The organism is Bradyrhizobium sp. 187, from assembly GCF_023101005.1.
Classification (GTDB): Bacteria; Pseudomonadota; Alphaproteobacteria; order Rhizobiales; family Xanthobacteraceae; genus Bradyrhizobium; species Bradyrhizobium canariense_D.
Map to the genome: position 1 here is coordinate 4427510 of NZ_CP064693.1, position 24144 is coordinate 4451653.

A 24144-nucleotide genomic window follows, 5' to 3' on the forward strand; every position below is an offset into this window, starting at 1 on the left:
GATTCACCGACCCGGTACGGGATTTGCCTTCGTCAGTCGGGACCAGCGCCGACACGCGATTTTGCGGGATGTGAAAGGGAGGCTCTGCAGATGCCAATCCAGTTCACCACGGACGACAGCCCAGGCCACCGCCGGCTTGCGCTCTGGCAGGAAATCGTTTGCGACGTCTTCGTCGGGCTCGACTGCAGGTCCGATCTTGGCAGCGCCTTTCGCGGCACGGTCACCCGGGCGCCACTGGGCAAGGCGGAATGCTCCGAGGTCTGCTCCGACCGTCAACACGTGTTGCGCACGCCGTCGCGCATCGCGCGCTCGGATCAGGACTTCATCCTGATCGCGCTCGGCAATCGCGGCGCCGGCGGCGTGGTGCAGGACGGCCGCGAGGCCGTGGTCAGTCCGGGAGAGTTTGCGCTCTATGACACCACCCGTCCCTACGAGCTGAAATTCGACGGCATCTTCACGCAGACCATCTTCAAGGTGCCGCGCGAGATGCTGCAGCGCCGGCTCGGCGCGACCGAAACTCTTACTGCCACCTCTTTCGGGCCGGACTCGCCACTGCAGAGGATCGCCTACGATTTCATCTACCGGCTCTGCCAGAGCGCGGATCAGATCGATCTGCACCACGCCGCCGCTCTGTCGGAACAGGCCGTCGATGTCCTGGCGATGGCGCTGGGCGAGCGGCTGGGCAAGACGCCGCTGCCGTCCTCGACGCATCGCTCCGCCCTGCTCTACCGATTGAAGGCGCATATCCGGGCTCATCTTGCCGATCCCGACCTCTCGCTGTCCGAGACCGCAGCGGCGCTCGGCATCTCGTCCCGCTATGTCAACGATCTCCTGGCTGACGAGGACACCTCGTTCCAGCGCTACGTCCTCGGTGAGCGCCTCGCTCAATGCAGGCGCGACCTCGCCTCCCCCGTGCTCGCTCACCGCCACATCAGCGAGATCGCCTTCGCCTGGGGCTTCAACGACCTCTCGCATTTCGGCCGCGTCTTCCGCGAGCATTTCGGGATGTCACCGCGCGACTTCCGGCAGAGCCAGTCGCGGCATTGACGTCCGGGCAGCCAATGGCCCGAGCCTTCGCTTCAGGCGAAGGCCGTGCTCGTGAATTCCAGATTGTCAGGTGCTGCAGCCGGGATCAGGCTCTGCACATGAGAACCAACGCCACGATAAGCGGATCGGAAGTCTTGCTCGGCGTGATCGCGATCCGGCTCGCGGTGCTTGTTGCGGTGGGCTGGAGCCTGACGCTCCTGCCGCGGCCGGCGCGCGAGAGCGAGGCCACCTGCCTTCAATCACCAGTAACGAGGGGCGCGGCTCCGCTTCCGGCGACGACGGCCAGCCCGCGCGTGACTGACGCGGCATTCGATGACATGCGTCTGCACGACTAGGCCGTTTCCAAGCAAGGCCGGTATGTGAGCGCGAGGTAGGACACGGCGCAGCCTTGCATTACGATCCGGCACAGAGGTCGCGGGGATCAATCAGCGGCCAGCCGAGGAGCAAATCGATGGAATACCGACGCTTGGGCCGCTCGGGCCTCATGGTGCCCGCCTTGAGTCTTGGGACCGGCACCTTCGGCGGCGTGGGCCGCCTCGCTGCGTGGGGCACCACCGACGCGACCGAAGCCCGGCGCCTTCTGGATATCTGCCTCGATGCCGGCGTGTCGATGTTCGACACCGCGAACGTCTATTCGCTCGGCGAGTCCGAGCGCGTTCTCGGCGAAGCCATCAAGGGCCGCCGCGACAAGGTTTTGGTTTCGACCAAGGCGACGTTCCGCTTCGGCGACGGCCCCAACGACATCGGGTCGTCGCGGCAGCATCTGCTTACAGCCATCGACGCTTCGCTGAGCCGGCTCGGCACCGATTACATCGACCTGTTCCAGCTTCACGGCTTCGACGCCTTCACCCCGCCTGAAGAGGTGCTCGCGACTCTCGATGTGCTCGTGCGCGCCGGCAAGATCCGCTACGTGGGCGTGTCGAACTTTTCGGGCTGGCACCTGATGAAATCGCTTGGCGTTGCCGACAAGCATGGCTTCCCGCGTTACGTCGCCAACCAGACCTATTATTCACTGATCGGGCGCGACTACGAATGGGAGCTGATGCCGCTCGGCCTCGACCAGGGCCTCGGCGCGGTGGTCTGGTCGCCGCTCGGATGGGGACGCCTCACCGGAAAGATCCGCCGCGGCCAGCCAAAGCCTGACGTAAGCCGCTTGCCCAAGACGGCCGAGTTCGGCCCGCCCGTGCCGGACGAGCACGTCTATCGCGTCGTCGATGCGATCGACGAGGTCGCCAGGGAAACGGGCAAGAGCGTCTCGCAGATCGCGCTGAACTGGCTGCTGCAGCGTCCGACCGTCTCGACGCTGATCATCGGCGCGCGCAACGAGACGCAGCTGCGCGAAAATCTCGGCGCGGTCGGCTGGTCATTGACCAAGGACCAGATCGCCAAGCTCGATGCGGCGAGCAAGGTGACGCTGCCCTATCCTTACTGGCACCAGCGCACAACTTTCACCGACCGCAATCCGCCGGCGGTGTAGAGACCGGCACGCCGGCGCAGTCCGGCTTGAGCTGCATCAAGCCGGCCCGCGCCGACAGTGGCATCGTGCGCTCACGCGAGGCAGCCGATGCGCCGATTTGCCATGAAGGCCCTGTTCACCGCTCTCAATCTCAACCGCGCCGAGCGGAGCGGATCGATTGGGAGCGCACCATCCTGATCGTCTCGACCGCGGTGACGGTTGGGCTCGGCGCGCTCTATGTGTTCGGGAAGTCGACCTCCCGCTGGTGAGCCGCGAGGCCATGCCGACCCATGCCCGCGCTGCCGGGAGACCCGCTCCCGGCGCAGGAACCGCCCGTATCCTGCCGGGTTGCGATGCATCTCGCAATTTCCTAATCCGGAGACGAACCACGGCTCGAATCAAGCACGCCGCCATCATGTTGCCAGCCTCCATGGAGCACGCCGACGGCCTGCCGCAGCCGCAGCGTGGCCAGGCGGTCCTGACCATTGCGCTCGGCATTATCATGGCAGTGGTCGACAGCGCCATCGCCAACGTCGCGCTGCCGACGATCGCGGCCGACCTCGACGCCAGCCCGGCGTTCTCGATCTGGATCGTCAACGGCTACCAGCTCGCGATCACGATCTCGCTGCTGCCGCTGGCTTCGCTCGGCGAGATCGTCGGCTATCGCCGCGTCTATCTGGTCGGCCTGGTGCTGTTCACATTTGCCTCCGCACTCTGCGCGCTGGCGCACACGCTGCCGCTCCTCACGATTGCACGCATCGTGCAGGGGTTCGGCGCGGCCGGCATCATGAGCGTCAACGCAGCGCTGGTGCGTTTCACTTACCCACGCAGCCAGCTCGGCCGCGGCATCGGGCTCAACGCTCTCGTCGTCGCCTTCTCAGCCGCGGTCGGCCCGACGCTCGCCGCCGGTATCCTGGCGTTCGGCAGCTGGCCCTGGCTGTTCGCCATCAACGTTCCGCTCGGCGTGGTGACATTGGTGCTGGGCCTGCGCAGCCTGCCGCACACCAGGCCTGCGAGCCATTCCTTCGACTGGCAGAGCGCGGGGCTGTCCGCGATCACCTTCGGCGTCGGCATCGCGGCCGTCGATAGCGTCGGTCATGGCGAAGCCGCGATCACCTGCCTCGTGCAGTTCGCCATCGCGCTCGTCGCCGGCGCGCTGCTGATCTACCGCGAGACCCACATGGCCTCGCCGCTGCTGCCGATCGACCTGTTGCGCATCCCCGTGTTCGCATTGTCGATTGCGACTTCGATCGCCTCGTTCTGCGGGCAGATGCTGGCCTTCGTCGCGATCCCCTTCTATCTCCAGAGCCGCTTCGGCTATTCGGCGGTGCATATGGGCCTCTTGATCACGCCGTGGCCGATCGCGGTGGCGTTCGCAGCCCCCCTCGCCGGCCGCCTGGTGGAGCATTATCCGGCCGGCCTGCTCGGCGGCATCGGCCTTACGCTGTTCGCCTGCGGCCTCGCTGCGCTCGCCTTGCTGCCGGCTGCGCCCACGCCGCTCGACGTGGTCTGGCGGATGGCGCTGGCCGGCGCCGGCTTCGGCCTGTTCCAGACCCCCAATAACCGCACCATGATCGCGGCCGCCCCGCGCGAGCGTGCCGGCGGCGCCAGCGGCATGCTGGGGACGGCGCGGCTGCTTGGGCAGACCACCGGCGCAGCGCTGGTGGCACTCTTCCTCGGCCGCTATCCGATCGAGGGAACCAGGATCGCGTTGCTGACCGGCGTCGGCTTCGCGCTCTGCGGCGCAGCGCTGAGCATGTTGCGGCTGTCGTCCGCGGGTGCGCGCGGCGCCGAGCATGTTCGCGTGCAGGACGACCAGCGCCTGCGCGGCGAATAGCGCGCGACCATTTGGGAAGGCCGATTTCGGCTGCGTCCGCCGCGCCTCACATCTTCACCATCTCGGTGCGATATTTCGGCAGCAGTGCTGCGATCAGCTTGCCTTTCTCGGCCATCTCTTCCGGGGTCGGCTTCGGCGGTGGCGATGTGCGGCCTTCGACGGGAAAGCCAACCGCCAGGAAGAATTCGTCCTGTCCCGCTGGCGCGCACATGCAGAGCATACGGGCCGTCTTGCCGGACACGTTCTTGAACGCGTGCGGCGCGTTGGCCGGGACGTTGACGGTCGACCCCGCACTTACGGTATGGGACTTACCGCGAAAGGTGAATTCAAGTTCGCCTTCGAGCAGCGTGAACATCTCCTCGAAGTCGTGGCTGTGCGGCGGGGCCCGCCGCCGGCGGGCACCAGCATGTCGACCAGGCAATAGCGTCCTGCGGTCTGCGCGCCCGACACCAGAACCGTGTAGGTGCCGCCGGCCACAGAGATATGCGGCACGTCAGCGCCGTCGGGATCGGCGACCGTCAGGGCGCGGCCGGGATCGTCGGCGGGGATCGAGGAAGCTGACGACGAGTTTGCAGAAGGCGTGTTGGTCATACCGGATCTTCTTGCTTATATTTGGCTGCCAACGAGAAAGGCCGGCTTCTCAGTCGGCCTTTTCAATTCATCGCGCGCAGATCAAGCCTTGACCAGCGGGCTCTTGGTCGGCCCCTTCGAGCCGCCGGGGCCACCGGGCTTGGACTTGCCCGGCGGGCGCTTGCGGGCACCCGGGAGCTTCTCCTGCTTCGGCGTGACCGGACCCTCGACGAACTCGAAGCCGATCTTGTCCTTGGTCTCGTCGGCCTCGTCCTTGACCAGAACGACGCGGACATGGCCGCCACCCTTGAGCTTGCCGAACAGCACCTCGTCGGCCAGCGGCTTCTTGATGTGCTCCTGGATCACGCGAGCCATGGGACGTGCGCCCATCTGCTCGTCGTAACCATGCTTCACCAGCCAGGTCTTGGCGGGATCGGACAGCTCGATGGTGACATCGCGATCGCCGAGTTGCGCTTCGAGCTGAAGCACGAACTTCTCGACCACCGTACCGATCACCTCAACGCTGAGATGGCCGAACGACACGACGGCATCGAGACGGTTGCGGAATTCCGGCGCGAACTGCCGGTTGATCGCCTCGTGGTCGTCGCCTTCCCGCTTCGAGCGCGTGAAGCCGAACGCCTGCTTGGCGAGATCGGACGCGCCCGCGTTCGTGGTCATGATCAGGATCACGTTGCGGAAGTTGACCTGCTTGCCGTTGTGGTCGGTGAGCCGGCCGTGATCCATGATCTGGAGCAGCACGTTGTAGAGATCGGGATGCGCCTTCTCGATCTCGTCGAGCAGCACCACGCAATGCGGATGCTGGTCGACACCGTCGGTGAGCAGGCCGCCCTGATCGAAACCGACATAGCCGGGAGGCGCGCCGATCAGGCGCGACACGGTGTGCCGCTCCATGTATTCGGACATGTCGAAGCGCAACAGCTCGACGCCGAGCGACGCCGCGAGCTGTTTCGCGACCTCGGTCTTGCCGACGCCGGTCGGACCCGAGAACAGATAGCAGCCGATCGGCTTCTCCGGCTCGCGCAGGCCGGCACGCGCCAGCTTGATCGAAGCGGCGAGCGACTCGATCGCCTTGTCCTGACCGAACACCGTGCGCTTCAGGGTCTGCTCAAGATGCTTGAGCACCTCGGCATCGTCCTTCGACACGCTCTTCGGCGGGATCCGCGCCATCGAGGCGATCGTGGTCTCGATCTCCTTGATGCCGATGGTCTTCTTGCGCTTGTTCTCGGCGACCAGCATCTGCGCCGCGCCGGATTCGTCGATCACGTCGATCGCCTTGTCCGGCAGCTTGCGGTCGTGGATGTAGCGCGAAGAGAGCTGCACCGCAGCCTCGATCGCCTCATTGGTGTATTTCAGCCGATGGTAGTCTTCGAAGTACGGCTTGAGGCCCTTGAGGATCGCGATCGCGTCCTCGACCGTCGGCTCGTTGACGTCGATCTTCTGGAAGCGCCGCACCAGCGCGCGGTCCTTCTCGAAGTGCTGGCGGTATTCCTTGTAGGTGGTCGAGCCCATGCAGCGGATGGTGCCGGAAGCCAGCGCGGGCTTGAGCAGATTCGAGGCATCCATCGCACCGCCCGAGGTCGCGCCCGCACCGATCACGGTGTGGATCTCGTCGATGAACAGGATGGCGTTGGGATGCGCCTCGAGCTCTTTCAGCACCTGCTTCAGGCGTTCCTCGAAGTCGCCGCGATAGCGCGTACCGGCGAGCAGCGTGCCCATGTCGAGCGAGAACACGGTCGCAGCCGCCAGCACCTCCGGCACCTCGCTGTCGACGATGCGCTTGGCCAGGCCCTCCGCGATCGCGGTCTTGCCGACGCCGGCCTCGCCCACGAACAGCGGATTGTTCTTCTGCCGGCGACACAGCACCTGGATCGCGCGGTTGATCTCGGAATTGCGTCCGATCACCGGATCGATCTTGCCGTCGCGCGCCTTCTTGTTGAGGTTGACGCAATAGGTCTCGAGCGCCTCGCCCTTCTTCTTGGCGTCCTCGCTGCCCTTGGTCTCGGTCTCCTCGTCGACACCGCGCACCGGCCGCGCCTCGGAGACGCCCGGCCGCTTGGCAATGCCGTGGCTGATATAATTGACGGCGTCGTAGCGCGTCATGTCCTGCTCCTGCAGGAAATACGCGGCATGACTCTCGCGCTCGGCAAAGATCGCGATCAGCACGTTGGCGCCGGTCACCTCTTCGCGACCGGACGACTGCACGTGGATCACCGCGCGCTGGATCACGCGCTGGAAGCCTGCGGTCGGCTTGGCGTCATCGGCGCCGTCCGTCACCAGGTTCTCGAATTCGGTCTCAAGATAATTGACGAGGCTCGTACGGAGCTTGTCGAGGTCGACGCTACAGGCGCGCATGACGGCGGCTGCATCGGAGTCGTCGATCAGGGAGAGCAAAAGATGCTCGAGCGTCGCGTATTGGTGATGACGCTCGTTTGCGATCGCCAGTGCACGATGCAGGGATTGTTCAAGGCTTTGGGAAAAAGTCGGCATTCGCGTCCTCTATGGCCCCCACCATCATGATCGCCATCGCCCGGTCAGGCAACAACAACCTTTGTCACATATAGTTATACAAGATCGCGGCGAAAGACCGGTTCCGCGACTCAGGCGGCTGCACAGCTACGGTATTTTTTGATGCAAAACCCGTTCCGGTTTGGGCACGATCAGCACCGGTCCGAAATTCCGTAGTTTTGCCCTCTGCAACGAACATCGCGCGCAGACATCACGCGGCAATCACACTGCGACATGCACAAGAACCGGCTTCGAATGCGCCGTAACGTGTCTTACTTCTTTTCCATCACGCATTGCAGCGGATGCTGGTGCTTGCGAGCGAAATCCATCACCTGCGTCACCTTGGTCTCGGCGATCTCGTAGGTGAACACGCCGCACTCCCCGATCCCGTGATGATGAACGTGCAGCATGATCTTGGTTGCGGCCTCGGCGTCCTTCTGGAAGAATTTCTCCAGCACATGAACGACGAATTCCATCGGCGTGTAATCGTCGTTCAGGATCAGCACACGGTACAGGTTCGGCCGTTTGGTCTTCGGCTTGACCTTGGTGATGACGGACGTGTTTGGCGCGGAAGGACCGCCGGAACGGTTCTCGTCGTTGCTCATCAGGGCAGCGTGGGCGGCGGCGGCCGCGGAGGGATCTGGTCTGGAAGACAGTTGCGGCATGGCTCAGGCGTTCAAATTCCCCACGGAAGCGTATGACGGTTCGCCGCGCAGCCCCGGCCTTCGGAGCTTCGCACAGGCGCACCGCCTTTTTGGATCGCCGCTTCCAGCCGGTCCGGTCCAAACCGGATCGGCCTCACCGAATATGGGCCTGCCCCCGGCTCGCCGCAAGCGTGCGGCAGTTCGGCCGATGCGGCCATGGCGGTCCCGATTCCCGGTCCGGGCGATCCTCACCAAGGTTTAATCAATCCGGACTGATTTGACAAAAGCTTCCGCCCCGCCGGTTTAGAAGATGTTCACCAGGAACCCGGCCAGCAACGCGGCTGCGGCGGTTTCGCGCGGGCTATCTCCGGTTATCTACGGACCAATTTACCCTCAATGGCGTGACGCGAAAACGGGCAAAGGCACAGATTTCCGGGGATCGTCACGCCTCGCAGATCGACGCGCGGCAGAAGAAGCTGTGCGATAACGCCAAGGCGGCGAACATCAGGATCCATACGGTGCAGGTGAACACCGGAGCGACCCGACCTCCCGCGTGCTGCAGTATTGCGCGAGCCGCACCGACAAGTTCTATCTGATGACGAAGGCAGATCAGACGTCTCGATGTTCAAGGAAACCGGCACGCTGTGGAAGCTGCGATGGCGCGCTGAGACCTACACTTCGAGACAAACAAAAAAAGCCCGGCTACTGCAGCCGGGCCTTTGATTCCAGGACGTCAGGAAACGTTAGCTGGCGGCCGGGGTGAACTTCGACACGATGGTCTCGACCGGCTTGAACGCCTGCTTGGCGAGGTCGCTGTAAAGGCCGGCGATCTTCTGCGATTCCGCGACGAAGGACTCGTAGGCGGAACGGGCGAATTCGGTCTGCGCTTCGACGGCCTTGTCCAGCGACTTCACGCCGGAAAGCTTCTCGACGAAGGACTTGGTGTCTTCGAACGACTTCTTGGTGTAGTCGCCATAAGCGCTGGCGATCGCCTGAAGGCCGTGCTGCATCGACGTCGCGGAGGCGACGTACTGCTCGAAGTGCTCTTTCCCGTAGCCCTGAAAGTCTTCAACCTTGAACATTCGGAATCCTTTTCCCTAGCCTGTCGGAAGCCCCGGCTCCCTGACTCTGCTCACGATTAGTGCAACGCACAAAAAAGTCAAGAATTTTGTGCGTCGCACAAAATTTGCCAAGATTCCCGGGGTTTCCCGCAATGGTTCCTTAAGCTTTTGGAAACCGCGGCCCCCTACCTTGATTCCCTGGACGTGTTCAACTTCCACAAGCGGCCAAAAGCCGTTGGAGAACATCACCTTAGCCAGAACAGCGGCTCAGGTCCAACGTCCCCCGCGGCGAACATCTGCGGAGGACAGCCTGAGCAGGTAATGATCCCGGGTCCCTTGGGCACAATTTCGCCTCACGAGCCGGTGATCAAGTCACAAACGGGGACGGGGTTTCATGCTTCGTAAAAACTTGTCTTCCTCGCGCTTGGCGCGGGTTGGCGTTTTTGGGCTTCTTGCGGTCACGAGTGCAGTCATCTTCACCACCGATGCTGCCGAGGCGCGGCGCCACCGGCGTCACTACGCGCAACACCGCGTGCAGCGCGATGTGTCCGAGAGTTCCAGCCCGAAATTCGCGTCGATCATCGTCGACGGCAACTCCGGCTCCGTGCTTCAGGCCACGAGTCCCGACGGGATCCGCCATCCGGCCTCGCTGACCAAGATCATGACGCTCTATCTGCTGTTCGAGCGCCTCGAGTCCGGGAAGATGAAGCTCGACACCGAGATGCCGGTGTCGCAGCACGCCGCCGATCAGGATCCCACCAAGCTGAACCTGCGTGCCGGCCAGACCATTCGCGTCGAGGACGCGATCAAAGGTCTCGTCACCCGCTCCGCCAACGACGCAGCCGTTGTGATCGCGGAAGCAATTGGCGGCGACGAGGACGACTTCGCCCAGATGATGACGCGCAAGGCGCGTTCGCTCGGCATGTCCAGGACGGTTTACCGGAACGCCAACGGTCTTCCCAACGACGAGCAGGTCACGACCGCGCGCGACCAGGCCACGCTCGGCCGCGCCATCCAGGAGCGCTTCCCGCGCTACTATCGCTATTTCGCGACCTCGACGTTCAACTGGCGCGGACAGTCGATCCGGAACCACAATCATCTGCTCGGGAATGTCGAGGGCGTGGACGGCATCAAGACCGGCTATACTCGCGCCTCCGGCTTCAATCTCGTGACCTCGATGCGCCGCGGCAACCGCCACCTGATCGGCGTGGTGCTGGGCGGCCGTAGCGGCGGCTCGCGCGACGCCATCATGCGTAACCTGCTCGCGGAGAACCTCGATAAGGCCGCGACCGCCCACACCGTCGCCGCGGTCACCGAACGCAACGGCTCCGACGCCGCTGCCGAAGTCGCCGATACATCGGACACCCCGGCCCGTTCCGCTCCGCAGGTCCAGGCGTCGGCTGCCCCTGCTCCCGAAGCAGCCCCGTCGCGTCTCGCCGCGCGCCTTTCGACGCTTGCGGCTGCGGCTGCCGCGGTGCCGTCGGCTCAGCCCAGATCTGAAGCCAATAGGCCTGAAGTTCGGCCGATAGAATCCAAGATCGAGCCTGCGCCGCTCACCAATGGCGTGATCTCGAGCCAGCCGCTCTCGATCATCCCCGGTTCGTCCGAACCGATGAAGCCGGTCCGGGTCAAGACCGTCCAGGTCAAGGCCGGCGCGGTGAAGGTCGCCTCCGCCGCCCCGGCTCAGATCGCACCGCAGGTCACGAGCACGATCGCATCCCGCTCCGAAGTCGCCGAAACCTCCGGTGCCGTCGTCGCCCGCGCAGACCTCATCAACAAGCCCGAGGCCAGCCAACCGGAAGCTCCGAGGGCCGAGATCACCCGTGCCGAGCTGCCGCGGCAGCCGGCGGGCTTCGGCACCGGCAACGGCACCCTCGGCGTCTTGCCGGCCGCCACCGCCGCCGCACCCGCCCCGGCTGCTGCGAAGCTCGCATCAGCCGACCCGGCGCTGCAGCCGATCCAGATGAGCGCCACCACGAAGCCGGTTGCTACCCACAGCGGCTGGATCGTTCAGGTCGGCGCGCTCGAGAGCGAGAACGAAGCCCAGCAGCGCATCGACGCGGCGCGCAGCTCGGCTCGCGGCCTGCTCAGCAAGGCCGATCCGTTCACCGAGCCGGTCGTCGCGAAAGATAATCGCAAGCTCTACCGCGCCCGCTTCGCCGGGCTCGACCGGGACCAGGCCGAAGCCGTCTGCCGCACCCTGAAGCGCGCCGAGATCTCCTGCATGACCGTCCGCAACTGAACTTTCGCACCGCTCCAATGAAAATGCCCGCGCCTTGCGCGGGCATTTTCATTTTCGGGATGCGGTGACCGACGAGGCTGTTCCACGACAACCTCTCGTCAAGGATTTACGGTTAAAACTTTACGCAAGGGATCGACCACGCCGACAATGGCGGGCATCGGGGCGACGGCAAACAGAGCAAGCAGAGCTCACGCGGGACGAGCGTTTGTAGCGTGGTGCCGGAGTTAGCCGTTATGCGTGCGAAGCAGAGTATCCTTGGCCTCGTTTACACGGGCAGCGAGATACGTCGAGCCCCCCTGGTCGGGATGCAGTTTCTTCATCAGGGACTTGTGAGCCCGGCTGATGTCGTCACGCCCCGCCCCCGGCTGCAGGCCAAGGATCTGATAGGCCTCCTCCGTCGTCATTTTACCGCTCGCCACCGTGCGGCGCTGCCCCCCTGCCGCGTCGCCCTGCGCGTTCTGACGCCAAGCGGGAAACCGGCGGTCCAGATAGCTTTCAAGTAGGGCCACGCTCTCGGCGTCGAACGCCGGGACCATTGCCAGCAGGGCCGCGAGATCAAACTCATCGAGATCGCGCCCGGCGTGAGGCCCGGCGACGATCTGGCCTCCGAGCTGGCCGGAATCGTGATCGAGCCGCATATCCAGGAATTGCGAGCGCACGCGCGAGGCCTGACCGGCCGGGCGCGTCGCGCCCCCGCCGAACAGCCCGCCGATATTGCCGAAGCCGGCGTTTGCCATCGGTGTCCAGCCCAAGAGCCCGGCGCCGAATATCCCGAGCGGGATCGCCACCACCAGTTCGCCCTTCAAGCCCGTGAACGCTGCGACAGCCAGCGCCACCACGCCGCCACCGAACCTGATCGCGCGTGCCAGCACGGCCGGATTGGCCGAACGGAACATCTGGAGCAGCAAATAAAGGGTGATAATGGCGATAGCGCCGGCGATCAGGGTCATGGCCGGAATATAGTCGGCCTACCGCCAAAAAGCATCGTGTCCTTGCGCCAGCGCTACTTCATCTGGCCGATCAGCCTGGCCGCGCCACTGGCGGTCTTCGCCAATTGCAACAGCGCCTCGCGTCCGCCGGCCGCGTAGGCGGCGGCTGCGCGCAACAGCTCGCGCAACTGCGCCGCCGCGCCCGGATCGAACCGGCACCAAGCGCCGCCGGTCAGGCGCGCGATCTCGCGAAAGGCCTTCTCGGCCACCGCGTCATGGCCTTCCTGAAAGACGAACACAGGCACTTTGAGCATGCCGAGCTCGCCTGCCTTGGCGCAGAGCTGGTCGACGTTCTCCTCCATGGCGTCGCCGACGAAGACGACGGCGCGCACGCCGGATGCGACGGCCTCGCGCCGCGCCTCGCTCAGCACCTTGCCGATCTGGGTGTCGCCGCCACGGCAATCGATCTTGCTCATCAGCGCCGCCAGCCTGGCGCTGTCGGAGATCCATCCCGTGGCGCGGCACTCGTCGAAGCCGCGATAGTAGACGAGCCGGATGTCGAGACTGCCGAGCGCGGCGGTCTCACGGAACATGTCGGCCTGAAGCGCGCAAGCCATGTCCCAGGTCGGCTGCCGGCTCATCGTCGCATCCAGCGCGAAGATCAGCCGCCCTTTTGCACCGGGCGCATGCGGTGACAGCGCGCGCGCGTTGGCGACGAAGGCGGCGATGTCCTCCGAGGTCGAGGTCCCCGCCTGCGGCACAGCGTCGCCTGGTTGCGCCGAGACGGCATCGCGGCCGCGCGGTTTGATGGGTTCGCCGGACATTTCCTTGACCCTTGCGTGAGCGGCTAATGTGGTCAGCACATGCAGCCCGGTCAATGCGCAAAGCCCCCGCAGGCGGCAGCCGGCGGAGGCTTTGAAATCGGTATCGACGACGAGGAAGGCGTCAGCTCTTGGCGGGCGCCATCAAAGCGACCGGCCCGGGCTCGAGAATCTTGGGTGGGGACGATTGCGTGTCGACCGGCGCCACTTCACTGTCGGTCGCGCTCAGGAACTTGTCGAGCATGCCCTGGATCGAGTTCTTGGCAGCATCCGGACCGGTGTCGCGCATGTCGTTGTGCTGGAATTCGGTCTTCACGACCTGGATGCCGGCCTTCTCGCATTCTTCGTCGGTCGGGATCACACCCGCATCGGCCTTGAACTGCGGATCGGTGGAGCGGAACGACAGGATCTTGAACTTCCCGGCGGTGACGAAGGGCACGCGAAGATTGTCGAGTGTGACGACCTTCTTGACCTCATCCGGATACTGCTTGGCGAAATACATCGTGATGTCGCCGCCCATGGAGTGGCCGACCATCGTCACCTTTTCGTAGTCGGCGTTGGGCTGAACCTTCTTCATCTCCTGCATGGCGAGATGGATGTTGGCGACGCCGCGCAGGATCTGCGGCAGCCGGCCGACATAGATCTCGCCCGGCTTGGTCACCATCGGTGGATCGGTCGGCAAATCATGCTGCGGGCTGACGACGAGGTAGCCGCGCGCGGCGAAAATGTTGGCGAGGAAGCCGTACTCGGTGTTCTTGACGGTGTTGCCGTGGTTGATCACGGCGACCGGCATCGTGATCATGCCGGCATTGGCCTGCATTTCCTTGTCACGACGGATCGCGATATCGACGGGCACCGCACGGTTGTCGCGCGAGGCATCGTAGAAGGTGATGGTCTCGTGCCTGATTGCCCACTTGCTCGCCGTGAAATAGGCGACGCCACAGAGGGCACTGACCGAAACCAGAACGGCAATTCCACGCTTCATTTTTGTCCTCAGCCTCAGGCTCTTGCGGCCTGAATCCCTGTTGAAAATCGTGTTCTTCCGGAGCTCTTCGGCCCCTGGTCGCCTATTCCCTAATATATGTCACAGCCGCGTGACAGGAAGGCCAAATATTGTGAACCGGCAGCCCTTTCATTGTGCGGCGCACACGTTTCTTGGGCATCTCGCTCTCACACGGCTACGTCAGGGTGCACGTCACCATCCGACGCAACCTGTCTCGATCGGGTTCCGTTTTGCAGTAAACACGGGGTGAAAACGGTTGAGCGCGGGCTCGGTTCCCCGGGGGAGACCGGCCTCTTGATCGACTGGAAGTAGCGATGTACCGCCGCCTCAAGCGCCGAGGATGTCGTGGACCTCGAGCGGCTTGTCGACCTGGTTGAACCACTCGGCGCGATTGGCCGCGCGGCGACGTCCGCGCTCGTCGAGCGGAAGCTTGAGCTGGCGGAGCAGGCTCGTCACCTCCTCCCGTGCGGTGAGATGGCCGAGATTTGGCCGCATGCCGAGCGTGGCCTCGTCGATCTCGTCCAGCGCGGTCAGACCGCGCGGGAAGAACTCGCGATAGACGACCCGTTCGGCGAAGCCGTCGACGTAGCGGAAGCCGAGCCGCAGCGACAAATCCTTCAACCCATCGGCAACGAGCTGCTTGTTGCGGGAGCCGAGCATCGACAGGCGGTTGCGCACCACGATCCAGTCGGTGGTCGCACCGTCGAGCTGGCGGCGCTTGCGCCTGACATCCCGCACCATCTCCGCGTAGTGGCTCTCGCCTGTCACCGCGTAATTGGCGGGATCGACAGTGCCGAGCACATCGAAATCGAGGAAGCTGTCATTGATCGGGGTCACCAGCGTGTCGGCCATCGAGTGCGCAAGCCGCATCAGGTAGCTGTCGGTGCCGGGCGTATCGATGACGATGAAGTCGAAGCTGCTCTCGACCGCCGAGACCGCCTCCATGAACTGAAGGAACTCCGAATTCTCGTTCTCGGCAACCTGCATCGTTTCGCCAAGCTTGATGCAGCGATGCAACGGCAGTTCGAGGTCGAGCTTGGTTCGGCGCGCCCAGGCGGAACGGTTGTTGATGTAGTGAGTAAAGCTCTGCTGACGGCAGTCGAGGTCGATGGTGGCGACGCGCTGGCCGGCTTTGAGAAGCGCGACTGCGATGTGCAGGGCGGTGGTCGACTTGCCGGAGCCGCCTTTCTCGTTGCCGAGCACGACCACATGCGCCGAGCCGGACTGGCCTTGGCTAGCTTGCACAAGCATCGCGATCCTCAACACCCCTAACGAATATCTTCGAGTTGGCCGCGTCTGCGGTCAAGTGAAATGCGTGACAGGCAAGACAAATCGCGGCGCGCTGACCTTCATCATGAATCGCGGCGCCGCTTCGCGTCTGTGATCCAGCCCACAATGCCGCGACGCTTGCGCGGCTTTGCGCGGGATGCTGTGCCGCATCCGGATGCATGGCGTCCATGGTCGCCGCTTGTTAAGGTTAGCCTGCCGGGCGCCGGAACGCGCCCGTCGATTCCCAATCCCGTCGAGTTCTGATGTCACGCAGCCCCTTGATCGCCCGCACGGTCCCCACCTTGCGACGCGCCGTCGACAATCTTCGCAAGCGAAAGGCGACGATCGCGCTGGTCCCGACCATGGGAGCGCTCCATGACGGCCATGTGTCGCTGGTGCGCCTGGCCAAGCGGCGCGCGAGCCGCGTCGTGGTGTCGATCTTCGTCAACCCGACCCAGTTCGCTCCGACCGAGGATTTTGGCGCCTATCCGCGAACCTGGAAGGCCGATCTCGCCAAGCTCGCCGCCGAGGACGTCGATATCGTCTGGCATCCCGGCGCCGAGGCCATGTACCCGGAGGGCTTTGCCACCCGCATCATGCCGGAGGGACCGGCGCTGGCTGGCCTCGAGGACCGCTTCCGCCCGCATTTCTTCGGCGGCGTCGCCACCGTCGTCGGCAAGCTGTTCACCCAGTGCCGGCCGGATGTCGCGATCTTCGGCGAGAAGGATTTTCAGCAGTTGCGGGTGGTGGCGCAGATGGCCCGCGACCTCGAGCTCGGCGTCAAGGTGATCGGCTCCCGCACCGTGCGCGAGCGCGACGGGCTCGCGATGTCCTCGCGCAACGTCTATTTGTCGCCACAGGAGCGGCAGACCGCGACCACGCTATACCGCGCCATGAAGGAGAGCGCCGGGCGCATTCGCGCCGGCGAAGCGGTCGCGCCCGCAATGGCGCGCGGTGCCGCGATGATCACGGCGGCCGGCTTTGAGCTCGACTATTTCGAAGTGCGCCATGCAGCGACCTTGGCACAGGTCAGCTCGCGCAACGACGGACCGCTGCGCATCCTGGTCGCGGCCAAGCTCGGCACCACCCGGTTGATCGACAATATCGCGGTTTAGAGCAGCCCGAGATCGCGCAGTTCGCGCCGCATCGGCTCCGGCATCGCCGCGATCGAGCCGGCGGCGGACTTGCCGAGATCGGGCGGCACCGAATCGTCGGCGAGATAGCGCCAGCCCTGGAACGGGCGCATCGGCCGCGGCGACACCGGAATCACCTTCGGCTGCATCACGATCCGGCAGCGCCCGATGCCGTCCTTGTCGCGGAACGGCTCGATGCCGATGATCTTTTCGCGCGCGGCGACCTCGCCCTTGATCACCCAATAGAGCGACCCGCCCGACAGGATCTCGGCGTCGCGCTTGGGCACCATGCGGGTGATGTGGATGTGATGTTGCGGCAGACCCTTCTTCTTGGCGGTCTGGATCCGTTCGGCGGTCCACTCCTTCAATTCCTTGACGGATTCGCAGCCGACGGCGAGCTTGATCAGATGTAGTGGCATGCCCCAGCATTAGCCGGACAGCCACGCATTTGGAATGCCGATCTACTCGTTATCCGCAGCCGGGGCAGCCGCGGCCGGCGGCGTGAGCGGAACCGGTGCTGCCGCCGGCGCCCGCGCAGCCTTCGGCGCAGGCGGCTTCTTCGCGGCGGGAGCTGCGGCCTGCGCCGAGGCCGCTGCGGGGGCGCGCGGAGCCGCCGCGTTTGCGGTGGGCGCCGCCTGACGCGTCGGCGGCTCGGGATTCATGATGCTGACCGGCGGCGTCGACGAGGCACTCGGGAACTCGGCATTGGTCGGCTTGCCCGTCGGCATCGACGGCGGCAGTCCCGCAAGTGCGGCAGTGGCCGGCAACGATTGCGCTGCTGCAGGCGCATTCCAGGTCGGGGCGTAGCGCGCGACCAGCGTGTCGTAGAGATGGGAATCCATGTTGGCGGCGACCTGCTGCTGGTCGGTCAGCGAGCGGAAGGCCGCACAGTCGAACTGCGTGCAGCCGTCGCGCACGACCAGTACCTGCGCGACCAAGCCATAGCGATCACGCTCCAGCGATTTGCGCAGCACCTTGATGTCGGGCGTCAGGCTCTTCTCGGCGGTCGCGACATCGCCGAGCGCCGTCAGACGGTCGATCCTGGCCGCGGTCGTGGAGACGGCCGCAGCGGCCACGTCCGGCGCGCCGAACAGCGCCTTCTCGCAGCCCATGGCCACGGCATCGCCGGCGAGATCGTCGAGACAGGACAACGCCGGCAGGCTCGCGGTCATCGCCGCCTGTGCGCGCGCCTCGGTCGGCGTGGTCTGCCCCGCCGGTCCATCGACGCGCACAACAGCAGCCAGCGCGATGGCAATGGCGAGCAGCGCAAGGACGGTCAGCGCGCCGTTGGCGACCGATCGTTCGGCGCGCAGCAGCGTGACCAGGAGGATCAGCCCGAAGAAGCCGGCAGCCACCAGCATCATCCACATTGGAAAGGCCGGCGAGCGCCAAATTTGGTCGAGCGACGAGGCCCATGCCCAGTTCATGCGCGACGTCCCCTCACGCGAGCAGAGAGCGAATGGTCAAAGCGAGTACCGAGAGTCGGCAACTGCCCCCGGCCCACCTTTTGAAGGTGAAGCGGGCCTTTTGACGGCGGCAGAATACAAATTCCCGGGGACGCGCCAATGCGCGGATAGCGTCGGCCTTCAGGACAGCGCGAGCTGGCTTTCCTTGGCGACACGTTCGAAGGCTTCGGTCGAGCTCTTGATCCGGTACTGACAGTCGTCACCATCGGTCGGCAGGAGGCGGATGACCTCATACGAACCGCTGGCAGCGGGGCGTGCGACATTGCTGGCGGTGAACAATACGCGCGCGCCAATAGGGAATTTGTGCTTCAACACCCTCTCCATCACTCAAACAACGCCTGCCACGCCCATGGTCCCACTGCGTCGGCCGGCCGGAAACCCGGCCGCTGTATAGCATGCGACGAGCGTTTTTGGCCAGCAGTATGCGACATGGCAAACGTGCGAATTTTGCAGTTATTTCAGAGTGATGCCGTCAGCCGACGATACCGCTGGAACCGGTTCTTCCGGGGGTATGGGGCAAACGGCCGTCGGGGCTGGCGTGATCCACCATCTTGGGCGGTTCCTGGGCCGTGAGGTCCCTCTCCCTGCCGACCATCCTGGCATGGAGCGCCGCCGGCTTGCTCGACGTCGAGCGAGGCCGATCACCGCAGATTACACGTTCTCGAACTTTTCGATGACAAGCGTTTCGGCGAGCGCGTCCCGGGTCCATTCCTGGAACGCCGGAAGCGCCAGCATCGTGTCCATGTAGGCCTTGGTCTCCGGCGTGACCTCAATCGCGTAGGTGCGAAAGCGGTGCACGACCGGGGCATACATCGCATCCGCTGCGCCGAAGCGCCCGAACAGGAACGGTCCATTGGCGCCATACCGGGCCCGACATTCGCGCCAGATCTCCTGCACGCGCGCGATATTGGCCTCGGCGTCCGCCGACAGCGTCACGGGGCGCACCGGACGGTGCAGGTTCATGCCGCATTCGTTGCGAAGGGCCATGAAGCCGGAATGCATCTCGGCGCACACCGAACGGGCATGGGCGCGCGCGGCGGCCTCGTCCGGCCACAGCTTCACTTCCGGATAGCGCTCGGCGATGTATTCGATGATGCTGAGCGAATCCCACACCGTGATGTCGCCATCGACCAGCACCGGCACCTTGCCGGCGCGGCTGAACGAGATGATCTGCTCCTTGTCCGCGGGATTGTCGGTGTAGAGCGGGATGAGGGTCTCCACGAACGGAATGTCGTTGGCGCGGAGCGCGAGCCAGGGCCGCATCGACCATGACGAGTAATTCTTGTTGCCGATTGCGAGTTTCAGCGCAGCCATGTCATCAGTCCTTCTCGATACGCCTTGAAGCGAGCCGCTTTTAACGCCATCGCCTGCCGCCAATCAATCGTTGCTGCACCTCGCCATGCGTGGCAAGCGTTGCGATCCTCTCCGGGAGACTGACATGAGCAGGCATTGGGTCGACATCACAGCCGTCGGCTTCTTCATCATCGAATGGCTGGTCTACGCCCTGACGCTGGAGCAATCGGCCTATGGCCGCGACAGCCTGTCGGCGCGCATGAACCGCTACCGCGAGGTGTGGGTGCGCCGGCTACTCGACCGCGACGCGCGCATGGTCGACATGCAGATCATGGCCTCGTTGCAGAACGGCACCGCCTTCTTCGCCTCCACCAGCCTGATCGCGCTCGGCGGCGCGCTGGCGCTGCTGCACGCGACCAACGACGCGATCACGATCTTGAGCAAGCTGCCGATCGATCTCAGTACCTCGCCGGCGATGTGGGAGCTGAAATGCGTCGGCCTCGTCCTGATCTGCGTCTATGCCTTCTTCAAATTCGCCTGGTCGTACCGCCTGTTCAACTATGTCGCGATCCTGTTCGGCGGCATGCCGGCAGCCGCGCAGCGTGACACGCCGGAGGCCGAAGCTCATGTGATCCGCACCTCGCGCCTGTTCGAATCCGCCGGCCGCCATTTCAACCGCGGCCAGCGCGCCTTCTTCTTCGCACTCGGCTATCTCGGCTGGTTCGTCAGCCCCTGGGTGTTGTTCGTGACCACGGCAACCGTGGTGATCGTGACTTGGCGGCGGCAGTTCGCCTCGAGCGCGTGGGAAGCGATGGCGCCGGAGGTGGTGAATGGCGAGGAGACGCGGCGCGGTCCCTGACGCGCTCGTGTTGCGGCTCTGCAGTGCACCGCTGAGTAGCGGTGCGTCCACAAGAGCGAATGTGGCGCACCCTCTCTCCACATCGTCATTGCGAGCGCAGCGAAGCAATCCAGAATCCCCCCGCGGCGGCAGACTGGATTGCTTCGCTGCGCTCGCAATGACGGAGCATGAGGCGGCAGCGCCACTTTTCCAGCTCGCATCTTGAATTGCGACTATAGCTTCGCACCTTCGCGGCGCATTTTGCCCGAGTCTGGCCACTTCACCCTCTTGTCCCAAGAGGCACAGGGAAGTCTGCGGTCATAGTCCTAAGCCGGCGTCTCGATCTGCTATGTGCAGCGATTGCCGCATGGAACTCCCTAAAGTCGCTTTGATCTATCTCAATTCTCTTACAGACGCGGGCATCAACTTGAGAGAGTCGCGTCATCGCTCCGCCGCGCCGGCCGGGCGGTTGGGCGCTTCCAGGGAGCTCGATATGATCAAGTCGCTCGGAATTGCCACATTCGCCTTCTGCTTCGCAGTATCGGCTCAGGCGATGACACCTGCCCCGATTGCACAGCCCGAAAGCCTCGTTACGGAAGTTGCTGCTGCCTGCGGCGTCGGTAGGACACGTATCAACGGCGTGTGCGTAGCACGGACGACGGTCCGTCATACCCGTCGGGCGGTCCGCAGATGTGTGAGAGGAACAACGTGCTGATTGCTTGTCCTTCAGGACAATACCGCAAAGTGGTCTCGCCATGATTAAAATAGAAGAGTACCGACCCCAACGGTACATCAACGGCCCCCGGCCTCAGCCCTCCAGACTGAGGCCGTCTTGCGCCTGAAAGGTTGGCCGGACCGGTCACCTTGTCGGATTTATCGACCCGGCAACAGCATGAAACCGCAATGCTGATGCCAGCAGGCCAACAAAATCAAAACTCGAGAGCACGCTTCCATCGTCAATTGGCCAAGCCGATGCTGGAGGTGAATAGCGCAGACACACAAAGCAAATGTTTACGCAATTTACCACTCGACCATCAACGCGATGGTCTTCATTTTCCCATCTGATAATTGCCTTGCGCGCCTTGTTTGGTCGGATGCTCGGAATGGTCCTTTCGCAGCGGAGGTGGCCGGCATGTCCGAAATGGTAGAAGTGCTCGCCGGAACGAGTTTGTTTCTGCTCGCCTTCTCGCTGCTGATATTCGACATACCCCGCTACACCTTATCGCTGGTGTCTCTTGCTCTGTTCAGCTCGAAGCGGCGAAGCGCCAGTGGGACGGTTTGCGAGGTGACGGTAAGCGTGATTATCCCGACCTTCAACGGCGGCTCCGGGCTTGCTCCTTCGATCAGCTCGCTGCGCCGGCAAACCCTGCGACCTGTCGAAATCATCGTCGTCGACGACGGCTCCACCGACCAAACACGCGCGGTCGCGGAGCGGGCGAGAGCGCAGGGGCTAGTTGATATGGTCATCTGCCATGGGACCCGCTGCGGCCGCAGCGCTGCCATCAACGCTGCAGCACGGTTTGCCCGCGGCGATCTTCTTCTGACCGTAGATGCCGACACTGTCTTCGAACCGAACGCGGTTGAGCGCCTCGCGGCTGCGTTCGGCGATCCGCTCGTCGCCGGCGCAAGTTGCAACATCGCGATCAGCAATGAGCGCGATTCGATATGGACAGGACTTCAAAGCGTCGAATACCTGATGTCGATCACTGCGGGGCGGTCGATCCTCGACGTGGTGGATGCGATCGCGTGTCTGTCCGGCGCCTGTTCCATGTATCGGCGGGATATCTTCACGCAGCAGGGCGGGCTCGACGTCGGCCCTGGCGAAGATATGGAGTACACCTTACGGCTCCGCAGGCTCGGCTATGTCATTCGGTTCGTGTCCGACGCCTGGGCGGAAACAGCCGGCCCCGCAAGCGGCATCAGTCTGTTGCGCCAGCGCGCGCGCTGGGATCGCGATGCTCTGCGCATCCGTTTCATGATGTATGGCGAGCTGAGTTTTCGCCATCCGCTAGAGCGTTTACCGGACACGATCCAAAGGCTGGACTTCATCGTCTTCGATCTCGTTCCGACGCTCAGCCTGCCGTTCTACTTGGCCTACATTGTGCTGTTGTTCGGCCCGGATGCCGTGTTGTTTCTCTCGGCGATCTACCTGCTGCTGCTCTGGATCTCGGTATTCAATATGGCACTTGTGTTCGCCCTATTCCAACGATCCGTCGGAAACTTTGGCTGGAAGATGGCGCTGATCTTTCCCTTGTACCAGGGCGTCTATCTGAAGTGCGCGCGGTTTTTTTCCTACTCTTCGGAAATCATCTTTGCCTCGTCGCGGAACGATGATTTCGTGCCACCGCGCGTTCGCCGTGCACTATTCGGAGATCGGACAAAAGAGGTGGCCAAATGACGGTGGCCCTGACGCGACTCGATCCGCATATTCCCGATCCTATCGAGAGCCGTCGGCGCGCGGCCGGACGGACCGTCCGCGCCGCCTATGCGACAATCGTATTCGGCATACTCGCATTCTTTGTCGTCTATTTCGGGAGGCCAATTCTCTATCTCGGCGGCCCGGGCAGCGTGTCCTCGCCAAGATATTTGGTTTCACTGCCCTACATCGTGCAGATCAACAGCATCACCGTGGTGAGAGGTGGATCGGTCAAGGCCGGCGAAGAAATCGGAAGGGTGCGGTCTCCGCAGCACGATGAAATCGTCGCTACTTATTGTCAATGCGGTAATTCAGGCTCGCGGCCGATGAGGTTGCGATAAGTTGGACAGCTTCCTCAGCAAGCTGCAGATGTGAGCGCGCCGCGTCGAGAGATTCGCGGGCGGGCACTCCGATCGCACAAATTCTCGACCCCACCGATGTCTTCGTCGACTGGTACGTTCCCAACGAACGCCTGTCCGACCCGAAAGTCGGCAACGAAGTCTTTGTCCTGTTCGGCAACCGGCGAATTCTGGGCGAGATCGTGGAAATTCTGCCGGTGTCAGACGTGTACCCCGGAGCGGGCTCATCGGCGGCGCGCGAGCGTACCGCCTCGCAAATCGCGCGAATTCAGTTCAGCCCAGGCGCGCATCCCCCGGCGCTGAACTCGGCCGTCGACGTTCACATGCACTACACACAACTCAGCGCGCGGATCGCTTCCATGCTGGTGAAACTATTCGGGCTCGACGAGCTGTGAGAGGAAGCGAGGTGCAGCATGCAGATCGAAGGGACTCAAACGAATTGCCCGGCTTGCGGCTCATCCGCTCTGATCTTGTTTCCGGTATTCCACCACATGATCTGCGCCTATGTTGGTCCGGAGTATGACTTCGCACCAAACACCGCGGGATATACGTGCCCGAAGTGCTGCCGCGACATTGTGTCGGCCGACCCAGCTTGCGAGATCGTGGGCACTAGCGCGCGGTGCACAAGGTGTTGGGTCGAGATGGTGGTGTCCCCAGCGTGTGCTCCGGCTGGCTTGTAAGGATTAGCGGCGATCTCGGCTTATCCGTCGCTCAAGTGCGACTGCGGCGAGCAGAGTTGGACAGAGAACAAGCAGAGGGCAGCTTCAGCGGCCAGGTAGAGCTGCCTTGGTCGGTAGCACGATGCCCGACGGTAACTACGATAGTTTCGACGGTCTCGCCTGTCTCCACAGGGCGAGTGAGGTTTGAGATAAATGGTTGCAACTCAACAGCGCATCGGTCAACAATGCCGCGCGAGTTGACGAAGGCGGAATTTTCACCACTTTTCCCAAGCGCGCCCGCGCTCCCACACACGGCGTTCTGGACCCAACGCGGTTGGCCGACATTGTGGCGATGGTCGCCGAGCAGGCACAAACTGCATAGACACCCGGTCGTAGCGGAGGCATCATAGCACCCGGTTGGCGTGTATCGGAGGACACCATGATCAGCTTGATCCGCGTTTTCGATATCGCCGTACTCACGTTGGGCATGTTCAACGTCTTGCTGGTGGCATTGATTATCTTTGCATTTTGATGCTCCCGCCGACGCGGCAATCGCCGTGCACGCGCGGCGGCTG

The 24144-nt window shown here is 63.7% G+C and carries 25 protein-coding genes; 12 read left to right on the plus strand and 13 right to left on the minus strand.

The annotated features are described in order from the left end of the window. Window positions 1-90 precede the first annotated feature (90 nt). The 5 genes from IVB19_RS21265 to IVB19_RS21285 all read left to right on the plus strand — a co-directional run bounded on the left by IVB19_RS21265 (window position 91) and on the right by IVB19_RS21285 (window position 4340). Window positions 91-1047, plus strand: coding sequence for an AraC-like ligand-binding domain-containing protein (locus tag IVB19_RS21265; RefSeq protein ID WP_018455176.1), 957 nt, complete (start codon window positions 91-93; stop codon window positions 1045-1047). 98 nt (window positions 1048-1145) lie between these two features. Further along, a complete protein-coding gene (locus IVB19_RS21270; RefSeq protein ID WP_085384439.1) occupies window positions 1146-1382 on the plus strand; it encodes a hypothetical protein in 237 nt (78 codons plus the stop codon). 116 nt (window positions 1383-1498) lie between these two features. Next, window positions 1499-2524 carry an aldo/keto reductase gene (locus IVB19_RS21275; protein ID WP_085351373.1) on the plus strand — a complete coding sequence of 342 codons (1026 nt, stop codon included), beginning with the start codon at window positions 1499-1501 and terminating at the stop codon, window positions 2522-2524. A 26-nt stretch (window positions 2525-2550) separates the two neighbouring features. Next, entirely contained in the window at window positions 2551-2772 is a 222-nt protein-coding gene (locus IVB19_RS21280) for a hypothetical protein (RefSeq protein ID WP_162496372.1), read from the plus strand. A 146-nt stretch (window positions 2773-2918) separates the two neighbouring features. Continuing rightward, a complete protein-coding gene (locus tag IVB19_RS21285) occupies window positions 2919-4340 on the plus strand; it encodes an MFS transporter (RefSeq protein WP_051112982.1) in 1422 nt (473 codons plus the stop codon). Window positions 4341-4386: 46 nt separating this feature from the next. On the opposite strand, the gene IVB19_RS21290 is transcribed toward IVB19_RS21285, so the two are convergent. From IVB19_RS21290 to phaP, 5 genes are all read right to left on the minus strand, one after another. Continuing rightward, entirely contained in the window at window positions 4387-4695 is a 309-nt protein-coding gene (locus IVB19_RS21290; RefSeq protein ID WP_018455180.1) for a cupin domain-containing protein, read from the minus strand. Next, a complete protein-coding gene (locus IVB19_RS21295; RefSeq protein ID WP_245288412.1) occupies window positions 4635-4931 on the minus strand; it encodes a hypothetical protein in 297 nt (98 codons plus the stop codon). The genes IVB19_RS21290 and IVB19_RS21295 overlap by 61 nt, the downstream gene beginning before the upstream one ends. Window positions 4932-5012: 81 nt before the next feature. Beyond that, on the minus strand, window positions 5013-7418 hold the full coding sequence (gene clpA, locus IVB19_RS21300) for an ATP-dependent Clp protease ATP-binding subunit ClpA (protein WP_018455181.1): 2406 nt from the start codon (window positions 7416-7418) through the stop codon (window positions 5013-5015). A gap of 290 nt (window positions 7419-7708) precedes the next feature. Then, complete coding sequence (gene clpS, locus IVB19_RS21305; protein ID WP_018455182.1) at window positions 7709-8041, minus strand: ATP-dependent Clp protease adapter ClpS; 333 nt, start codon at window positions 8039-8041, stop codon at window positions 7709-7711. Window positions 8042-8823: 782 nt separating this feature from the next. Next, window positions 8824-9162, minus strand: a complete 339-nt coding sequence (gene phaP / locus IVB19_RS21310) for a phasin family protein (RefSeq protein ID WP_007603238.1) — start codon at window positions 9160-9162, stop codon at window positions 8824-8826. 373 nt (window positions 9163-9535) lie between these two features. Between phaP and IVB19_RS21315 the strand changes: the two genes are divergently transcribed. Then, entirely contained in the window at window positions 9536-11383 is a 1848-nt protein-coding gene (locus IVB19_RS21315; RefSeq protein WP_026232897.1) for a D-alanyl-D-alanine carboxypeptidase, read from the plus strand. Window positions 11384-11607: 224 nt separating this feature from the next. On the opposite strand, the gene IVB19_RS21320 is transcribed toward IVB19_RS21315, so the two are convergent. From IVB19_RS21320 to IVB19_RS21335, 4 genes are all read right to left on the minus strand, one after another. Then, window positions 11608-12333 carry a DnaJ domain-containing protein gene (locus tag IVB19_RS21320; RefSeq protein ID WP_018455184.1) on the minus strand — a complete coding sequence of 242 codons (726 nt, stop codon included), beginning with the start codon at window positions 12331-12333 and terminating at the stop codon, window positions 11608-11610. Between the two features lie 53 nt (window positions 12334-12386). Then, window positions 12387-13136 (minus strand): vWA domain-containing protein, encoded by a 750-nt coding sequence (locus tag IVB19_RS21325; protein WP_018455185.1) that lies wholly within the window; start codon window positions 13134-13136, stop codon window positions 12387-12389. A gap of 121 nt (window positions 13137-13257) precedes the next feature. Further along, the gene (locus IVB19_RS21330; protein WP_007603233.1) at window positions 13258-14118 is read right to left on the minus strand and encodes an alpha/beta fold hydrolase; all 861 of its coding nucleotides are present in this window, start codon (window positions 14116-14118) and stop codon (window positions 13258-13260) included. 345 nt (window positions 14119-14463) lie between these two features. Continuing rightward, the gene (locus IVB19_RS21335) at window positions 14464-15387 is read right to left on the minus strand and encodes a division plane positioning ATPase MipZ (RefSeq protein WP_018455186.1); all 924 of its coding nucleotides are present in this window, start codon (window positions 15385-15387) and stop codon (window positions 14464-14466) included. Between the two features lie 281 nt (window positions 15388-15668). On the opposite strand from IVB19_RS21335, the gene panC reads away from it, so the two are divergent. Continuing rightward, window positions 15669-16520, plus strand: a complete 852-nt coding sequence (gene panC / locus IVB19_RS21340; protein ID WP_085395610.1) for a pantoate--beta-alanine ligase — start codon at window positions 15669-15671, stop codon at window positions 16518-16520. Here the strand turns inward: panC and IVB19_RS21345 are convergent. The 4 genes from IVB19_RS21345 to IVB19_RS21360 form a co-directional block, all read right to left on the minus strand. Beyond that, on the minus strand, window positions 16517-16957 hold the full coding sequence (locus IVB19_RS21345; RefSeq protein WP_085395609.1) for a DUF1489 family protein: 441 nt from the start codon (window positions 16955-16957) through the stop codon (window positions 16517-16519). The two genes, panC and IVB19_RS21345, sit on opposite strands and share 4 nt — an antisense overlap. A 42-nt stretch (window positions 16958-16999) precedes the next feature. After that, complete coding sequence (locus tag IVB19_RS21350) at window positions 17000-17965, minus strand: hypothetical protein (protein WP_247452451.1); 966 nt, start codon at window positions 17963-17965, stop codon at window positions 17000-17002. Between the two features lie 159 nt (window positions 17966-18124). Beyond that, complete coding sequence (locus tag IVB19_RS21355) at window positions 18125-18328, minus strand: hypothetical protein (RefSeq protein WP_007611353.1); 204 nt, start codon at window positions 18326-18328, stop codon at window positions 18125-18127. A 327-nt stretch (window positions 18329-18655) separates the two neighbouring features. Continuing rightward, entirely contained in the window at window positions 18656-19318 is a 663-nt protein-coding gene (locus IVB19_RS21360; RefSeq protein WP_018455191.1) for a glutathione S-transferase family protein, read from the minus strand. A 124-nt stretch (window positions 19319-19442) separates the two neighbouring features. On the opposite strand from IVB19_RS21360, the gene IVB19_RS21365 reads away from it, so the two are divergent. The 5 genes from IVB19_RS21365 to IVB19_RS21385 all read left to right on the plus strand — a co-directional run bounded on the left by IVB19_RS21365 (window position 19443) and on the right by IVB19_RS21385 (window position 23951). Beyond that, window positions 19443-20156, plus strand: a complete 714-nt coding sequence (locus IVB19_RS21365; RefSeq protein ID WP_018455192.1) for a DUF599 domain-containing protein — start codon at window positions 19443-19445, stop codon at window positions 20154-20156. A 1111-nt stretch (window positions 20157-21267) separates the two neighbouring features. Further along, complete coding sequence (locus tag IVB19_RS21370) at window positions 21268-22533, plus strand: glycosyltransferase family 2 protein (RefSeq protein WP_247452452.1); 1266 nt, start codon at window positions 21268-21270, stop codon at window positions 22531-22533. Continuing rightward, a complete protein-coding gene (locus tag IVB19_RS21375) occupies window positions 22530-22892 on the plus strand; it encodes a hypothetical protein (RefSeq protein WP_231190835.1) in 363 nt (120 codons plus the stop codon). The genes IVB19_RS21370 and IVB19_RS21375 overlap by 4 nt, the downstream gene beginning before the upstream one ends. A gap of 200 nt (window positions 22893-23092) precedes the next feature. After that, window positions 23093-23305, plus strand: coding sequence for a hypothetical protein (locus tag IVB19_RS21380; protein ID WP_085395607.1), 213 nt, complete (start codon window positions 23093-23095; stop codon window positions 23303-23305). A 481-nt stretch (window positions 23306-23786) separates the two neighbouring features. Then, on the plus strand, window positions 23787-23951 hold the full coding sequence (locus IVB19_RS21385; RefSeq protein WP_247336178.1) for a hypothetical protein: 165 nt from the start codon (window positions 23787-23789) through the stop codon (window positions 23949-23951). Window positions 23952-24144 lie beyond the last annotated feature (193 nt).

Excerpts from the sequence above, each read along its gene's own strand:
- IVB19_RS21265 (WP_018455176.1), top strand. The coding sequence starts at position 91 with ATGCCAATCCAGTTCACCACGGACGACAGCCCAGGCCACCGCCGGCTT.
- IVB19_RS21270 (WP_085384439.1), top strand. The coding sequence starts at position 1,146 with ATGAGAACCAACGCCACGATAAGCGGATCGGAAGTCTTGCTCGGCGTG.
- IVB19_RS21275 (WP_085351373.1), top strand. The coding sequence starts at position 1,499 with ATGGAATACCGACGCTTGGGCCGCTCGGGCCTCATGGTGCCCGCCTTG.
- IVB19_RS21285 (WP_051112982.1), top strand. The coding sequence starts at position 2,919 with ATGTTGCCAGCCTCCATGGAGCACGCCGACGGCCTGCCGCAGCCGCAG.
- IVB19_RS21290 (WP_018455180.1), bottom strand. The coding sequence starts at position 4,695 with ATGTTCACGCTGCTCGAAGGCGAACTTGAATTCACCTTTCGCGGTAAG.
- IVB19_RS21295 (WP_245288412.1), bottom strand. The coding sequence starts at position 4,931 with ATGACCAACACGCCTTCTGCAAACTCGTCGTCAGCTTCCTCGATCCCC.
- clpA (WP_018455181.1), bottom strand. The coding sequence starts at position 7,418 with ATGCCGACTTTTTCCCAAAGCCTTGAACAATCCCTGCATCGTGCACTG.
- clpS (WP_018455182.1), bottom strand. The coding sequence starts at position 8,041 with ATGAGCAACGACGAGAACCGTTCCGGCGGTCCTTCCGCGCCAAACACG.
- phaP (WP_007603238.1), bottom strand. The coding sequence starts at position 9,162 with ATGTTCAAGGTTGAAGACTTTCAGGGCTACGGGAAAGAGCACTTCGAG.
- IVB19_RS21315 (WP_026232897.1), top strand. The coding sequence starts at position 9,536 with ATGCTTCGTAAAAACTTGTCTTCCTCGCGCTTGGCGCGGGTTGGCGTT.
- IVB19_RS21320 (WP_018455184.1), bottom strand. The coding sequence starts at position 12,333 with ATGACCCTGATCGCCGGCGCTATCGCCATTATCACCCTTTATTTGCTG.
- IVB19_RS21325 (WP_018455185.1), bottom strand. The coding sequence starts at position 13,136 with ATGTCCGGCGAACCCATCAAACCGCGCGGCCGCGATGCCGTCTCGGCG.
- IVB19_RS21330 (WP_007603233.1), bottom strand. The coding sequence starts at position 14,118 with ATGAAGCGTGGAATTGCCGTTCTGGTTTCGGTCAGTGCCCTCTGTGGC.
- IVB19_RS21335 (WP_018455186.1), bottom strand. The coding sequence starts at position 15,387 with ATGCTTGTGCAAGCTAGCCAAGGCCAGTCCGGCTCGGCGCATGTGGTC.
- panC (WP_085395610.1), top strand. The coding sequence starts at position 15,669 with ATGTCACGCAGCCCCTTGATCGCCCGCACGGTCCCCACCTTGCGACGC.
- IVB19_RS21345 (WP_085395609.1), bottom strand. The coding sequence starts at position 16,957 with ATGCCACTACATCTGATCAAGCTCGCCGTCGGCTGCGAATCCGTCAAG.
- IVB19_RS21350 (WP_247452451.1), bottom strand. The coding sequence starts at position 17,965 with ATGAACTGGGCATGGGCCTCGTCGCTCGACCAAATTTGGCGCTCGCCG.
- IVB19_RS21355 (WP_007611353.1), bottom strand. The coding sequence starts at position 18,328 with ATGGAGAGGGTGTTGAAGCACAAATTCCCTATTGGCGCGCGCGTATTG.
- IVB19_RS21360 (WP_018455191.1), bottom strand. The coding sequence starts at position 19,318 with ATGGCTGCGCTGAAACTCGCAATCGGCAACAAGAATTACTCGTCATGG.
- IVB19_RS21365 (WP_018455192.1), top strand. The coding sequence starts at position 19,443 with ATGAGCAGGCATTGGGTCGACATCACAGCCGTCGGCTTCTTCATCATC.
- IVB19_RS21370 (WP_247452452.1), top strand. The coding sequence starts at position 21,268 with ATGTCCGAAATGGTAGAAGTGCTCGCCGGAACGAGTTTGTTTCTGCTC.
- IVB19_RS21375 (WP_231190835.1), top strand. The coding sequence starts at position 22,530 with ATGACGGTGGCCCTGACGCGACTCGATCCGCATATTCCCGATCCTATC.